The organism is Hydrogenophaga sp., assembly GCF_051858985.1.
GTDB lineage: Bacteria > Pseudomonadota > Gammaproteobacteria > Burkholderiales > Burkholderiaceae_C > Hydrogenophaga.
This window is the reverse complement of sequence record NZ_JBHYGM010000001.1, coordinates 755,984-769,591: the sequence shown is the minus strand read 5'-3', so window position 1 is coordinate 769,591 and position 13,608 is coordinate 755,984. Positions and strand designations below refer to the sequence as shown.

At 63.7% G+C, this 13,608-nt stretch carries 12 protein-coding genes and 1 tRNA gene; 5 read left to right on the top strand and 8 right to left on the bottom strand.

The annotated features are described in order from the left end of the window. Positions 1 to 364: 364 nt before the first annotated feature. The 5 genes from ACTIEY_RS03735 to mutT all read left to right on the top strand — a co-directional run bounded on the left by ACTIEY_RS03735 (position 365) and on the right by mutT (position 6,907). Positions 365 to 1,315: a M23 family metallopeptidase gene (locus tag ACTIEY_RS03735; RefSeq protein ID WP_439517747.1), complete on the top strand. Its 951-nt coding sequence runs from the start codon at positions 365 to 367 to the stop codon at positions 1,313 to 1,315. Positions 1,316 to 1,487: 172 nt separating this feature from the next. Continuing rightward, positions 1,488 to 4,244, top strand: a complete 2,757-nt coding sequence (gene secA, locus ACTIEY_RS03730; protein WP_439517746.1) for a preprotein translocase subunit SecA — start codon at positions 1,488 to 1,490, stop codon at positions 4,242 to 4,244. 72 nt (positions 4,245 to 4,316) lie between these two features. Then, positions 4,317 to 5,564, top strand: a complete 1,248-nt coding sequence (gene argJ, locus ACTIEY_RS03725; protein WP_439517745.1) for a bifunctional glutamate N-acetyltransferase/amino-acid acetyltransferase ArgJ — start codon at positions 4,317 to 4,319, stop codon at positions 5,562 to 5,564. A 9-nt stretch (positions 5,565 to 5,573) separates the two neighbouring features. Next, entirely contained in the window at positions 5,574 to 6,452 is an 879-nt protein-coding gene (locus tag ACTIEY_RS03720) for an ATP-binding protein (RefSeq protein WP_439517744.1), read from the top strand. Continuing rightward, positions 6,449 to 6,907, top strand: a complete 459-nt coding sequence (gene mutT, locus ACTIEY_RS03715; RefSeq protein WP_439517743.1) for an 8-oxo-dGTP diphosphatase MutT — start codon at positions 6,449 to 6,451, stop codon at positions 6,905 to 6,907. The genes ACTIEY_RS03720 and mutT overlap by 4 nt, the downstream gene beginning before the upstream one ends. A 6-nt stretch (positions 6,908 to 6,913) precedes the next feature. Here the strand turns inward: mutT and ACTIEY_RS03710 are convergent, their stop codons facing one another. The 8 genes from ACTIEY_RS03710 to ACTIEY_RS03675 form a co-directional block, all read right to left on the bottom strand. Further along, positions 6,914 to 7,117, bottom strand: a complete 204-nt coding sequence (locus ACTIEY_RS03710) for a DNA gyrase inhibitor YacG (RefSeq protein WP_439517742.1) — start codon at positions 7,115 to 7,117, stop codon at positions 6,914 to 6,916. 9 nt (positions 7,118 to 7,126) lie between these two features. Next, positions 7,127 to 7,882 carry a cell division protein ZapD gene (gene zapD / locus ACTIEY_RS03705; protein ID WP_439517741.1) on the bottom strand — a complete coding sequence of 252 codons (756 nt, stop codon included), beginning with the start codon at positions 7,880 to 7,882 and terminating at the stop codon, positions 7,127 to 7,129. Positions 7,883 to 7,924: 42 nt separating this feature from the next. Continuing rightward, complete coding sequence (coaE, locus tag ACTIEY_RS03700) at positions 7,925 to 8,542, bottom strand: dephospho-CoA kinase (RefSeq protein ID WP_439517740.1); 618 nt, start codon at positions 8,540 to 8,542, stop codon at positions 7,925 to 7,927. Beyond that, positions 8,539 to 9,399, bottom strand: a complete 861-nt coding sequence (locus ACTIEY_RS03695; RefSeq protein WP_439517739.1) for a prepilin peptidase — start codon at positions 9,397 to 9,399, stop codon at positions 8,539 to 8,541. Before ACTIEY_RS03695 ends, coaE begins: the two co-directional genes overlap by 4 nt. Continuing rightward, positions 9,399 to 10,616, bottom strand: a complete 1,218-nt coding sequence (locus ACTIEY_RS03690) for a type II secretion system F family protein (RefSeq protein WP_439517738.1) — start codon at positions 10,614 to 10,616, stop codon at positions 9,399 to 9,401. Before ACTIEY_RS03690 ends, ACTIEY_RS03695 begins: the two co-directional genes overlap by 1 nt. Positions 10,617 to 10,647: 31 nt before the next feature. Then, entirely contained in the window at positions 10,648 to 12,339 is a 1,692-nt protein-coding gene (pilB, locus tag ACTIEY_RS03685; protein ID WP_439517737.1) for a type IV-A pilus assembly ATPase PilB, read from the bottom strand. 210 nt (positions 12,340 to 12,549) lie between these two features. Continuing rightward, positions 12,550 to 12,626: transfer RNA gene (locus ACTIEY_RS03680), tRNA-Pro, on the bottom strand. 49 nt (positions 12,627 to 12,675) lie between these two features. Further along, entirely contained in the window at positions 12,676 to 13,605 is a 930-nt protein-coding gene (locus ACTIEY_RS03675; protein ID WP_439518268.1) for a polyprenyl synthetase family protein, read from the bottom strand. Positions 13,606 to 13,608 lie beyond the last annotated feature (3 nt).

Below are 13,608 nucleotides of genomic sequence, written 5' to 3'. Positions count from 1 at the left end.
CTGGCGTTTGGACTTTGATACGGATTGCGGTAACCTGCGCACCCCTTTGCGTCAATGTCAGCTGCAACGCCGGCAGCAATTGCCTCAGCTTGGTTGAGGCCGAGGCGCTGGCCACGAGCAGGCACCATTCCTGATCCTGCAATGGTCCAGGGAGCACATGGGGGCGGAGGTTTTGCGGGATCAGGTGTTGTACCTGGTCCAGGCACCAACGGGATTCGCGGATGCGTTCCCGCAACGCAGACAGTGTGGGTGCTGCGCCCACAGCCTGCTCGAGGCTGAGCATGGTGGAACTTCGAGGCGCGGTGGACATGCGGTGGTGGATGCCCGGCGGCGGTGGCGGCCGGGGCCCAGGAAAGGTGAAGACTTGCACATCATTATCACGGACGCCTGGCTGGCCAGAAGCCGGGCCCTGCACCTGAGTGGGATCAAGCTCATCGGCGCAGGCGCGCTCGCCTCGGCCTTGCTCATGCTGAGCGCGATCGCCACCTACCACTGGGTGTTTCTGGAAGGGGTGCGGCAGGGCTGGCCCGGCTTTGCCCCCGTGGCGCGGCTTGTGCATCAGGATCAGATGAACTCTCAGGACGCGTACATGCGTGCCAATCTGGACGCCATGGCGCGCAGGCTCGGCGAGATGCAGGCCCGCATGGTGCAGCTCGATTCACTGGGAGAGCGGGTTGCGGGTCTGGCCGGCCTGAGCCCCAGCGAGTTCAAGGCCAAGCCCGGCGCTGGCGGCGCGTTGGTGGGCAGCCGTGAGCTAAGCATGGAAGAACTGATGGGGGCGCTTGACCGCGTCGATGAGTCCAGTGGATCTCGGGTGGACTGGCTCACGGTGGTGGAGTCCCGCCTGTTCGACCAGAAGATCCAGCGCACGATGGTGCCGACCGAGCAACCCGTGGCGGGCGTGTCCGCGGGCTCGCGTTTTGGCTTTCGTATCGACCCGATCACGGGCCGCTCCGCCCTTCACACGGGCCTTGACTTTCCGGCAGACCCTGGCACCCCGATCCTGGCCGCTGCCGGAGGCGTCGTGGTGGTGCAGGAATACCACCTCGCGTACGGGAACATGGTCGAAGTCGATCATGGCAACGACCTCATCACCCGCTACGCCCATGCCTCCAAGGTGTTCGTGAAAAAGGGCGACATCGTCAAGCGAGGGCAGAAGATCGCCGAAATCGGTTCGACGGGCCGCTCCACAGGTCCGCACCTGCACTTCGAGGTCTGGGTGGCCGGTGTGCCGCAGGATCCCCAGAGGTTTCTGGCTGCCGGTGAAAACGTGGCCGCTGCGCAGTCGCCCGGACCCGGGCCACGCAAGCCCTGATCTTGTCGGGTGCGGCGGGTAAAATGCGGGGCTTGCCCTTGTTAGCGCCGCGTTTGACGGCATATCACGGGTAGTTTCCCGTCTTACCAGGTTCGCTCGGGCTTTCAATAGCCCTCCTCAATTCATCTGTCTGCCCGGAATCCACGAGGGTGTCCGGCGCAGGCCCGCACGTATGGCCACAACCTTTCTCACCAAGATCTTCGGTAGCCGCAATGACCGCCTGCTCAAGACCTACCGCAAGACGGTCGAACGCATCAACGGCCTGGAGTCAAAGTACGAAAAGCTGGGCGACGACGAGTTGCGCGCCCAGACCGATGCCTTCAAGCAGCGCGTGACCCAGGGCGAGACACTCGAGGCGATCCTGCCGGAGGCCTTTGCGGTGGTGCGCGAGGCGAGCAAGCGCGTCATGAAGATGCGCCATTTCGACGTGCAGCTGGTGGGGGGACTCGCGCTCCATCATGGCAAGGTGGCTGAAATGCGCACGGGTGAAGGCAAGACGCTGACCGCCACCCTGCCGGTGTACCTGAACGCGCTGACCGGCAAGGGCGTGCACGTGGTCACCGTGAACGACTACCTGGCCAGCCGGGACGCGCAGTGGATGGGTCGCCTCTACAGTTTTCTCGGCCTCACGGTGGGGATCAACCTTCCTTCGGCGCCGCGCGAGGAAAAGCAGGCCGCCTACCGCTGCGACATCACCTACGGCACCAACAACGAATACGGCTTCGACTACCTGCGCGACAACATGGTGTACGAGTCGGGAGACCGGGTGCAGCGCGGCCTGAACTACGCCATCGTCGACGAGGTGGACTCGATCCTGATTGACGAGGCCCGTACACCGCTGATCATCAGTGGCCAGGCCGAAGACCAGACCCAGGTGTATCTCGCGATCAAGCAACTGGTGCCTCATCTGGTGCGCCAGGAAGGCGAGGCCGATCCGCGCACTGGCGAGGGCGTGATCAAGCCCGGCGATTTCACTGTGGACGAGAAGGCGCATTCGATCCACATGACCGAGCAGGGACACGAGAACGCCGAGCGCCTGCTCAGCCAGGCTGGTCTGTTGCCTGAGGGCGCCTCGCTGTACGACCCTGCCAACATCGCGCTCCTGCACCACCTGGTGACCTCCCTCAAGGCGCATCACCTCTACCACCGCGATCAGCACTACGTGAACCAGGGTGGGGAGATCGTGATCGTCGATGAGTTCACCGGTCGCCTCATGTCAGGCCGCCGCTGGAGCGACGGCCTGCACCAGGCCGTCGAAGCCAAGGAAGGTGTGGCGATCCAGCCTGAGAACCAGACGCTGGCCTCCATCACCTTCCAGAACTACTTCCGCCTTTACGGCAAGCTCTCCGGCATGACCGGCACGGCCGACACCGAGGCCTACGAGTTCCAGGAAATCTACGGCCTGGAGACGGTGGTGATTCCCCCGAACCGCCCCAGCAAGCGAAGCGACCAGCTCGATCGCGTCTACAAGACCACCCAGGAAAAATACGTCGCGGCGATCGAGGACATCCGCGAATGCCACGAGCGCGGACAGCCGGTGCTGGTGGGCACCTCCTCGATCGAGAACTCCGAGATCATTGCGCAGCTGCTGCAGGCCGAGAAGCTGCCCCATGAGGTGCTCAACGCCAAGCAGCACGCCCGTGAGGCAGACATCATCATCCAGGCTGGTCGGCCGGGGGCCATCACCATCGCCACCAACATGGCGGGTCGCGGTACGGACATCGTGCTGGGTGGCAACCTGGAGAAGATGGTCGACGCCGTGCAGAACGACCCGTCGCTCGACGACGCCACCAAGGCCAGCCGGATCGAGGGCCTGCGTCAGCACTGGCAGGCAGACCACGAAAAGGTGAAGGCCCTGGGTGGCCTTCGCATCATCGCGACCGAACGCCACGAGTCGCGACGCATCGACAACCAGCTGCGCGGCCGTTCGGGCCGCCAGGGTGATCCGGGTTCCTCGCGCTTCTACCTGAGCCTGGACGATTCGCTGATGCGGATCTTTGCCGGTGACCGCGTGCGCGCGATCATGGACCGCCTGAAGATGCCGGAGGGCGAGGCCATCGAGGCGGGTATCGTCACCCGCAGCATCGAAAGCGCCCAGCGCAAGGTCGAGGCCCGCAACTTCGATATCCGCAAGCAATTGCTGGAATACGATGACGTCTCCAACGATCAGCGCAAGGTCATCTACCAGCAGCGCAACGACATTCTGGACGCGAGTTCACTGCGGGCCCAGATCGACTCGCTGCGCGACGGCTGCTTCACCGACCTGGTGCACGAGCATGTGCCCGAAGGCAGCGTGGAGGAGCAGTGGGACCTGCCAGCGCTGGAGCGCGCGTTGAAAGAGGAGTGGGCGGTCGACGCGCCGGTGACCTCGTGGGTCTCCGATGCCGAAGCCATCGACGCGGAAGAAATTGTCGAACGGGTGCTGGCCGCTGCCAAGACGGCGTTCGATGCCAAGGTGGCGCTCGTTGGCGAGGAGAACTTCACCCAGTTCGAACGCGTGGTGCTGCTGCAGAACATCGACAGCCAGTGGCGCGAACACCTGGCCGCGCTCGACTACCTGCGTCAAGGCATCCATCTGCGTGGCTATGCGCAGAAGCAGCCCAAGCAGGAATACAAGCGGGAAGCCTTCGTGTTGTTCGGACAGTTGCTCGACAGCGTGAAGAACGATGTCACGCGCATCCTCATGAACGTGCGTGTGCAGTCGGCCGAACAGATGGCCGAAGCGGCAGAGAAGCTGGAAGAGCGGGCCGAGCAGATCGGGAATGTGACCTACACCGCCCCCACCGAAACCGGCGAAGTGGAGAGCATCCAGCCAGCGACCGCTGCTGAGGCTCGCCCCGCGGCGGCAATGCCCCGGGTCGGGCGCAACGATCCTTGCCCTTGTGGCAGCGGGAAAAAATTCAAGCAGTGCCACGGCAAGCTGGACTGACTCGGGCATCGGCCATGCACGCCGGGCACCTTGTCCCGGCCCGGACCACCCAGTTTCATTGACGGAGTTTTCATGCCGGTTCTTCTCGAAACGCCCAGGGCTTCCGACCTCTTGCCGATTGCAGGCGTCCGCATTGGCGTCGCGCAGGCGGGCATCCGCAAGGCGGACCGCAAAGACCTGACGGTGTTTCTGCTGGACGAAGGCTGTTCGGTTGGAGCGGTATTCACCCGCAACCGGTATGCCGCTGCCCCGGTGCAGGTCTGCCGGGAACACCTGGCTTCGGCGCATCCGATCCGCGCGATGGTGATCAACACCGGCAACGCCAACGCGGGCACCGGAGAGCCTGGCCTGGCGGTGGCGCGCCAGACCTGCACGGCGCTCGCGCGTTCGCTGGGCCTGCAGCATGAGCAGGTGCTGCCCTTTTCCACCGGCGTGATCATGGAGCCCTTGCCCCTGGACCGACTGCTCGCCGGATTGCCACAGGCCCTGGCCGATGCGGCCCCGGCGCAGGACGACACCGGCGCACACTGGCTGTCCGCGGCGCAGGGCATCATGACCACGGACACCCTGCCCAAGGCTTTCAGCCAGCGCTTCGAGCTCGACGGTCACGCCGTCAGTGCCACGGGCATTGCCAAGGGGGCGGGCATGATCCGGCCCAACATGGCCACCATGCTGGGCTTCCTGGCCACCGATGCCCAGGTCGCCCCGGCCCTGATGGACACCCTGGCGCGCCGACTGGCCGACGCCTCGTTCAATCGGGTCACGGTCGATGGCGACACCAGCACCAACGACTCCTTCGTGGTGGTGGCCACGGGGCGAGCGGGAAACCCGCCCATCACGGACCTCGACAGCCCGTCGGGCAGCGCACTCCTGTCGGCACTCACCAAGGTGGCGCGTCACCTGGCGCACGCCATCGTGCGCGACGGCGAAGGCGCCACCAAGTTCATCACGATCCGTGTCGAAGGCGGTCGCGATTCGGTCGAGTGCCTCAAGGCCGCCTACGCGGTGGCTCACTCGCCGTTGGTGAAGACCGCTTTCTTCGCCAGCGATCCCAACCTCGGACGCATCCTGGCGGCGGTGGGCTACGCAGGCATTGACGACCTGGAGGTCGGAACCATCGACCTGCACCTGGGCGACGTGCACGTGGTCCGCTCAGGCGGACGCCACCCTGAATACCGAGAGGAAGATGGCCAGCGGGTGATGAAGCAAGCCGAGATCCTCGTGCGCATCGGCCTCGGTCGCGGCCAGGCCACCGAGACTGTCTGGACTTGCGACTTCAGCCACGATTACGTCACCATCAACGCCGACTACCGCTCCTGAGGCGCCTCCATGAACGAGCACTTCGAGCACCTGCTTCAACGCGCTGATCAACTGATCGCCCGCATCGAGGCGGTGTTGCCGCAGCCCATGACCGCGCCCGACTGGTCGCAAGCAGTGGCCTGGCGTTACCGCAAGCGAAGCAGTGGCCATGGGGCCCTGGAGCCAGTACGCCATGTGGGCGCCATGGCGCTCACCGATCTCAAAGAAGTGGACGGCCAGAAGGAAAAGATCCGGCGCAACACCGAGCAGTTCGTGCGACAACTGCCGGCCAACAACGTGCTGCTGACCGGCGCGAGAGGCACGGGAAAGTCCTCACTGGTGCGTGCCTGCCTGAATGAGTACGCGCCTCAGGGACTGCGTTTGATCGAGGTCGACAAATCCGATCTGGTGGATCTTCCGGACATCGTCGACGTGGTGGCGGATCGGCCGGAGCGCTTCATTGTCTTCTGCGACGACTTGAGCTTCGAAGACGGTGAGCCCGGCTACAAGGCGCTGAAATCCATTCTGGATGGTTCGGTCTCGGCGGCCAGCCCCAACGTGCTGATCTACGCCACCAGCAACCGCCGCCATCTCCTGCCCGAGTACATGAAGGAGAACCTCACCTACACCCACACACCCGAGGGCGAGGTGCATCCGGGCGAGGTGGTGGAAGAGAAGATCTCCCTGTCCGAACGTTTCGGGCTGTGGGTGAGCTTCTACCCTTTCAGCCAGGACGAATACCTCACCATCGTCGCGCAGTGGCTCTCGTCGCTGGGTGTGGGTGCTGAGGACATCGAAGCGGCGCGCCCGTTGGCGCTGGTGTGGGCGCTGGAACGCGGTTCGCGAAGTGGTCGCGTGGCCTACCAGTTCGCACGCGATTACGCAGGCACGCACCGCCCGTCCGCATGAGCGCCTCGACGCTGGTGGTGGACGCCGACCAGGAACATCCTCGGCCGGCCGATCGCAAGGTGGTCGATGTGGCGGTGGGGATACTCATCGATGCGTCTGGTGCCTACCTGCTCACCAGACGACCGCATGGCAAGGTGTATGCGGGCTACTGGGAATTTCCGGGCGGCAAGCTCGAGGCCGGTGAAACGGTGGAGCAGGCGCTGCGGCGGGAACTGCAAGAGGAAATCGGGGTGACGATCGGTGCTGCGGAGCTCTGGCGACAGTCCCTGGTCGACTACCCGCATGCGCTGGTGCGTCTGCATTTCTGCAAGGTGCGGGACTGGACCGGTGACCTGCAGATGCGCGAAGGCCAGGAGTTCGGTTGGGAGCGTCTGCCGGTGCGCTGTGCGCCCGTGTTGCCCGGTACCGTGCCGGTGCTTGAGTGGCTGGCGAGCGATGGCGTCGGGCCAGCTTGAGCCAGCTCAACTCTGCTCGAATCCCGGGTCGCTCTGGCCTTCCTTTTCGGGCAGCTTGAAGCTTTCGCTGGCCCATGCGCCCAGGTCCATCTGCTTGCAGCGTTCACTGCAGAAGGGTCGATAGAGGTTTTGAGCTGCGTATACGCTGGGGCCGCCGCAGCCAGGGCACCGCACGGTCTTGACGGGGGCGCCAGCAGCGCTCGAATCCATGGCCAAACCTCAGGCGCAGAGAGTGAGCTCGAAGGCGGCGTCTTCCTGCGCCGGGTGCAGCCGGTCGTCTTCGCCGTGGCGCATGAGTCGCACCGACAGCATGAGCCGGTTGCCGCTGATCTCAGGGATCAGCCCCAACGTCGGGTCGATGCGCAGGCGCAGCAACTGGAAAGTGCGGCCTTGGGGCAGCGTCAGCTGGAACAGCCCGCCGGGTGCAACCACCTTCTGCGCCGAGCCCGAGTCGCGCAGCATCTTGAGCAGCAACACGATGGCCTCGGCCAGAGGGGACAGCGGCACGGTCCAGCGGTGCAGGTCCGCCTGGCGGGCCTCCACACTCTGATGCTGCCAGTGGTAGTAGGCTGGCAGATCGAACTCGCAAGTGCCGCCCGGTATGCCGATCCGGCTGCGGATGCTCATCAACCAATCGTTTTCGGTGAGCGATTGCCCTGTCTTCCCCGCGAGCTGGCTGAGCTGCGTGAAGCAGTCGTCGAGCTGCTGGATCACGCCATCCAGCACTTCCTCGGCAATCATGGGGTTGCCGCGGTAGCTGGCCAGTTGCTGCTTGTGCCGGTCGATGTCCTTGAGCACGTCCGACTTCATGTCGGCACGGGCAGCCACGTCCATGATCTCGAAGATGGTCTGCAGCGCGTAGTGGTGGTCCAGCGGGTGGGTGCGGGGCACCAGTTCCACCAGTCGTCTGAACAACTGCTCAAGCCGCAGGTAGGTGCGGATGCGTTCGTTGAAGGGGTAGTCGTACAGGATCACAGCGGCGAATGTGCGCGGGGTGGAGCGGCGGGCGGAGCTTCATCATAGCCCGAACCGATGGGCCAGCTTCTCTGCGGCGGCTTGCAGGGCCGCCATGTCGTCAGCATCGTTGTGCACCACGGCATCGGCAGCCCTCAACCTCTGCAGCCGGGTGCTCTGATTGCGCATCACCGCCTCGATGGTCTCCACGGCCCAACCGCTGCGTTGCTGGACCCGTCGAATCTGGGTGGCGGAGGAGCAGTCCACCACCAGCACGCGGTCCAGCCGGGAACGCCAGTGTGGCGACTCCACCAGCAGCGGGACATCGAAAACGATGCAGGGCGAATGGCAGTTGGCCGCCTGGCGCTGGATTTCGGCGCCTACCAGGGGATGAACGATGCGCTCGAGTGCGTGGCGCGCCTCGGGTTGCGCGAACACATGTTCGCGCATGCGTTGACGATCGAGAGCACCTTCGCTGGTGATGAATTCTGGGCCAAAGGTCTGAGCGATCGCCGGGATGGCCGCGCCTGCAGGGGCCGTGGTCGCACGCGAGATGGCGTCTGCATCGATCAGGTCGGCACCGTGGGACTGCAGAAGCCTGGCCAGGGTGCTCTTGCCACTGCCGATGCCACCGGTCAGTCCCACTCGCCAGCGGATGCGCGCCTGCGCTGCTGACTTCACAGGCCGATCGCGGCCAGCATGGCCGTGGGTCCGAACACCATGGCGGTGAGTCCTGCCAGCGCGAGGAAGGGTCCAAAGGGCACGTAACCACCTTCGCGCAGACGACCCACGAGCTTGATACCGATGCCAACCACCGCACCCAGCACCGACGCCATCAGGATGACCGGGATGAGTGCCTGCCACCCGAACCAGGCGCCGAACGCGGCGAAGAGCTTGAAGTCGCCGTACCCCATGCCTTCCTTGCCCGTTGCCAGCCTGAAGGCCCAGTACACCAACCAGAGCGACAGGTAGCCCGCCACCGCGCCCCAGACCGCATCGGACAGTCGTGGTTCCGTCAGGCCCAGGGCGGCAGCGCACAGGCCTGCCCAGAGAAGGGGGAGGGTGATGTCATCCGGCAGCAGCGTGGTGTCCCAGTCGATGAAGGCCAGGGCCAGAACCGCCGCTGAAAAGCCGCACCACGCAAGCGCGGACCAGCTCGGACCCCAGTGCCACCCGCACCACGCGAACAGCGCTGCGCTGACCAGCTCGATGGCCGGATACCGAAAGCTGATGGGGGTCTTGCACTGGCTGCATTTCGCCCCGAGAGCGAGGTAGCTGAGCACCGGCACGTTCTCGAACCAGCGGATCTGGTGACCGCAATGCGGGCAGCGCGAACGCGGCACCATCAGGTTGTAGGGCTCAACCGGTGCGGCGGGTTCAGGTGCAGCTTCTGCAGCGGGAAGCAGATCGGCACAGTCGGCGGCCCATCGCGCTTCCATCATGCGGGGCAGCCGGTGAATCACCACATTCAGAAAACTGCCCACCAGCAAGCCCAGCAGGCCCAGCAGCGCCGCCGCCGGCGCACCTCCCACGGGCATCAAACCACCTGACCCAGCTTAAAGATCGGGAGGTACATCGAGACCACGATGCCGCCGATGATGGTGCCCAGCACGACGATGATGATGGGTTCCATCAGGCTGGAGATGCCGGCAACCATGTCGTCGACCTCAGCCTCGTAGAAATCCGCCGCTTTGCCCAGCATGTGGTCGATCGAGCCCGACTCTTCGCCAATGGCGCACATCTGCAGCACCATGGAAGGGAAGATGTTGGCGTTGGTCATGGCGTTGGTCAGGCTGGTGCCTGTGGAGACTTCCTGCTGGATCTTCTCGGTGGCAATGGCGTAGAGCGAGTTGCCGGAGGCGCCACCCACCGAATCCAGCGCCTCCACCAGCGGGACGCCTGCGGCGAACATCGTGGAGAGGGTGCGAGTCCAGCGGGCCACCACGGACTTCTCGATCAACGGACCGAAAATCGGCAGCTTGAGCAGAACGCGGTCCATGAAGCGCTGGACCTTTTCGTTTCGTTTCCACGCCTGCATGAAGAAGTAGCCACCACCGCCCAACCCGCCGAAGATCAGCCACCAGTATTCGGTGAAGAACTCGCTCATCGCGATCACGAACAAGGTCGGGCCTGGCAGGTCCGCGCCGAAAGAGGTGAACACCTCCTTGAACGAGGGAATCACGAAAATCATGATCACGGCAACGACCACGAAAGCCACGATGATCACGGCGATCGGGTACATCAGGGCGGACTTGATCTTGGACTTGAGCGCCTCGGTCTTTTCCATGTAGGTCGCCAGTCGGTCCAGCAACTCTTCCAGGATACCGGCCGCTTCACCTGCCTCGACCAGGTTGCAGTAAAGGCTGTCAAAGTACAGCGGGTTCTTGCGGAACGCGGCGCTCAAGGAGGTGCCCGTCTCCACGTCGGAGCGGATGTCGTTGAGCAGCTTGGTCACGCTGGGGTTGGGATTGCCCCGGCCGACAATGTCGAAGGCCTGCAGCAACGGCACGCCCGCCTTCATCATCGTGGCAAGCTGGCGCGTGAAGATGGCGATGTCCTTGGGCTTGATGCGCTTGCCAGAACTGGTGCGCCGCTTCTTGACCTTGCCAGGCACGATACCTTGGCGACGCAACGCCGCGAGGACCTGGTTCTCGCCGGCCGCACGTGTCTCTCCGCGAACGGTCTTGCCGTTGCGGTCCTTGCCTTCCCACTCGAAGACAACGTCCTTGATGCTCTTGGATACTGCGGTTGCCATGGGGTCCTCTAAGGCTTGTGTCCAGACAGCGTCACTCGTTCGTCACGCTGAGCACTTCTTCCAGTGAAGTCATGCCGAGCTTGACCTTGAGGAGGCCCGACTCTCGAAGCGTTCGGCCCCCTTCCTTGCTGGCTTGCTGGGCAATGTCCAGTGCACTGCCACCGCGCAGGATGATCCGCTGGATCTCTTCGCTGATGGGCATGACCTGGTAGATACCAACGCGTCCCTTGTAGCCGTTGTTGCAGGCAGAACAACCCACCGGCCGATACGGCGTCCAGGTGCCATCAAGGTCTTCGGCCTTGAATCCGGCGTCCACCAGCGCCTTGCGCGGAACGTCCAATGGCGCCTTGCAGGTGGCGCACAGGCGGCGTGCGAGCCGTTGTGCAGTGATCAGGATGACGCTGGAGGCAATGTTGAACGTGGGGATGCCCATGTTCATCATCCGCGTGAGCGTGGTGGGTGCGTCGTTGGTGTGCAGGGTGGACAGCACCATGTGACCCGTCTGGGCCGCTTTGATGGAGATGTCGGCGGTCTCGAGATCCCGAATCTCACCCACCATGATCACGTCGGGATCCTGACGCAGGAACGCCTTCAGTGCAGCCGCGAAAGTGAGGCCGGCTTTCTCGTTGACGTTTACCTGATTCACACCGGGCAGGTTGATTTCAGATGGATCTTCCGCCGTCGAGATGTTGATGCCCGGCTTGTTGAGGATGTTCAGGCAGGTGTAGAGCGAAACCGTCTTGCCCGAACCGGTTGGGCCGGTGACCAGCACCATGCCGTAGGGACGGCCAATGGCGCTCATCAGCCGTTCCTTCTCCTCCGGCTCATACCCCAGCGCATCGATACCGACCTTGGCACTGCTCGGGTCCAGGATACGGATCACGATCTTCTCGCCAAAGAGCGTGGGCAGTGTGCTGACGCGGAAATCGATCACCCGTTCAGGGCCGATCTTGAGTTTCATCCGACCGTCTTGCGGCACCCGCTTCTCGGAGATGTCCATGCGGGAGATCACCTTGATGCGGGAGGCCAGCTTGTCCTTGATCGCGATGGGCGGCGAGGCAATTTCGCGAAGCTCGCCATCCACCCGGAAGCGCACTCGGTAGTTGTGCTCGTAGGGCTCGAAATGCAGGTCGGACGCGCGCATGTTGAATGCGTCGATGAGCATCTTGTGGAGGAACTTGACCACCGGCGCGTCATCGACTTCCGACGCCTTGTCGGTCACATCGCTCACCGCGTCGGTCGCCACCTCGTCGAACTCGAAATCGCCACCGATGATGTTGTCCATCGTCTCGTTGACGCTGGTGGTCTGCGTTTCCACCAGTTTGCTGAGCTTGTCGTACTCGGCAATCACCCAGTCCACACCCATCTGCGTGGCGAACTTGATCTTCTCGGCCGCTTGCTGATCCGCGGGGTCGGCCGTGGCAACCATGAGCCGGTTGTTGCGCTTGCTCAGGACGACGATGCGGTAGTCGGCACAGATCTTGGCGTCCAGCAGGCCGGCAGGGAGTCGTTGGACATCGATGGCATCAAGGTCCAGCAAAGGTGCCGCAAACGCCACTGACATGGTGTGGGCCAGGTCCGAAGCCGACACGGCGCCCGAGCCGGTGAGTTCGGCAATGAAACTGGTGCGACCGCTTTGCGCCTTGCGGTAAAGGTCTTCAGCGGCCTTTTGCCCAAGCTTGCCTGCGGACACGAGCGCACGCCCCAAGCCTGGCAAGGCCATGGAAGGTGTATCTTGGACGACGGATTCGACAGACGCCATAAGCCCGTAATCTAGCGTAAATCAAGGACTTGCCCGGCGATATTGAGGCAACTTGTGCTGAAAATGCCGTTTATGCCGCATTTGGCGTTGTATGGAGGTGGCGGGCTTGCCGGCCATCCGCCAAATCTCGCCTTTGGGCGCTGAGCCCTTCGTGATGCGAGACGCAAAAGCTGGTCGGGGTGAGAGGATTCGAACCTCCGGCCTCTACGTCCCGAACGTAGCGCTCTACCAGGCTAAGCTACACCCCGATGGGTCTTCCAGTCGACCGCAAAACGGCGTTGTGGTCGCCGTCTGGACTCAGGAGCGGCGCTCCAGGAGACCAGCCGCCAATTGTAGCAAAGCCTCGCTGTACGCATTGACCGGCAGTTGCCCTGCCGCCTCCATTGCGCGCGTGGCTTCGGCGTGCGCACTGGTGCGCGCAGCCTCCAGAGCGCCCGTCTCCAGGATGATGTCCCGAATGGTGTCTAGGTGCGAGACATCGCCTTGCTCGATGGCCTGCCGAATGAGCGCCTTCTGGCTGTCCGACCCTGTCCGAAGGGCGCAGATGATGGGCAGTGTGACCTTTCCCTCTCGGAGGTCATCCCCCAGGTTCTTGCCCAGTTCCATGGGGCTGCCCTCGTAGTCCAGCACATCGTCGATCACCTGGAACGCCGTGCCCAATGCTTGGCCGTACTGCGCGCAGAGCGTCTCGGTGCGCTCATCCGATCCCGCCAGAATTGGAGCAAGGCGGGCGCTGGCCTCGAACAGCTTGGCCGTCTTGGAGCGGATGACGCGGAGATAAGCGCTTTCATCGATGGAGGCGTCGTGCATGTTCACGAGTTGCAGCACCTCGCCCTCGGCAATCACATTGGTGGCATCAGACAGCACCTGCATCACACGCATGTTGCTGACGTCCACCATCATCTGGAAAGCCCGTGAATAGAGGAAGTCGCCCACTAGGACGCTGGCGGCGTTGCCGAAACGCTCGTTGGCGGTTTCCCGGCCGCGGCGAAGGGTCGACTCGTCGACCACGTCATCGTGCAAGAGTGTGGCGGTGTGGATGAACTCCACCACCGCCGCCAAGGTGTGACGCATGGGGTGCTGGCTGCCAATCGCACCGCTCATCAGCAGCAACAAGGCGGGGCGCAAGCGCTTGCCACCGGCGGAAATGATGTACTGCGCAACTTCGCGGACCAGCGGCACTTCCGTGGTCAGCCGTTCGCCGATGACCCGATCCACCTGCCGCATGTC

Bases quoted from the DNA above. Each gene is read 5' to 3' on its own strand.
- ACTIEY_RS03675 (WP_439518268.1), bottom strand. From the start codon at position 13,605: ATGCGGCAGGTGGATCGGGTCATCGGCGAACGGCTGACCACGGAAGTG.
- secA (WP_439517746.1), top strand. From the start codon at position 1,488: ATGGCCACAACCTTTCTCACCAAGATCTTCGGTAGCCGCAATGACCGC.
- ACTIEY_RS03710 (WP_439517742.1), bottom strand. From the start codon at position 7,117: ATGGATTCGAGCGCTGCTGGCGCCCCCGTCAAGACCGTGCGGTGCCCT.
- ACTIEY_RS03720 (WP_439517744.1), top strand. From the start codon at position 5,574: ATGAACGAGCACTTCGAGCACCTGCTTCAACGCGCTGATCAACTGATC.
- argJ (WP_439517745.1), top strand. From the start codon at position 4,317: ATGCCGGTTCTTCTCGAAACGCCCAGGGCTTCCGACCTCTTGCCGATT.
- mutT (WP_439517743.1), top strand. From the start codon at position 6,449: ATGAGCGCCTCGACGCTGGTGGTGGACGCCGACCAGGAACATCCTCGG.
- ACTIEY_RS03690 (WP_439517738.1), bottom strand. From the start codon at position 10,616: ATGGCAACCGCAGTATCCAAGAGCATCAAGGACGTTGTCTTCGAGTGG.
- pilB (WP_439517737.1), bottom strand. From the start codon at position 12,339: ATGGCCTTGCCAGGCTTGGGGCGTGCGCTCGTGTCCGCAGGCAAGCTT.
- ACTIEY_RS03695 (WP_439517739.1), bottom strand. From the start codon at position 9,399: ATGCCCGTGGGAGGTGCGCCGGCGGCGGCGCTGCTGGGCCTGCTGGGC.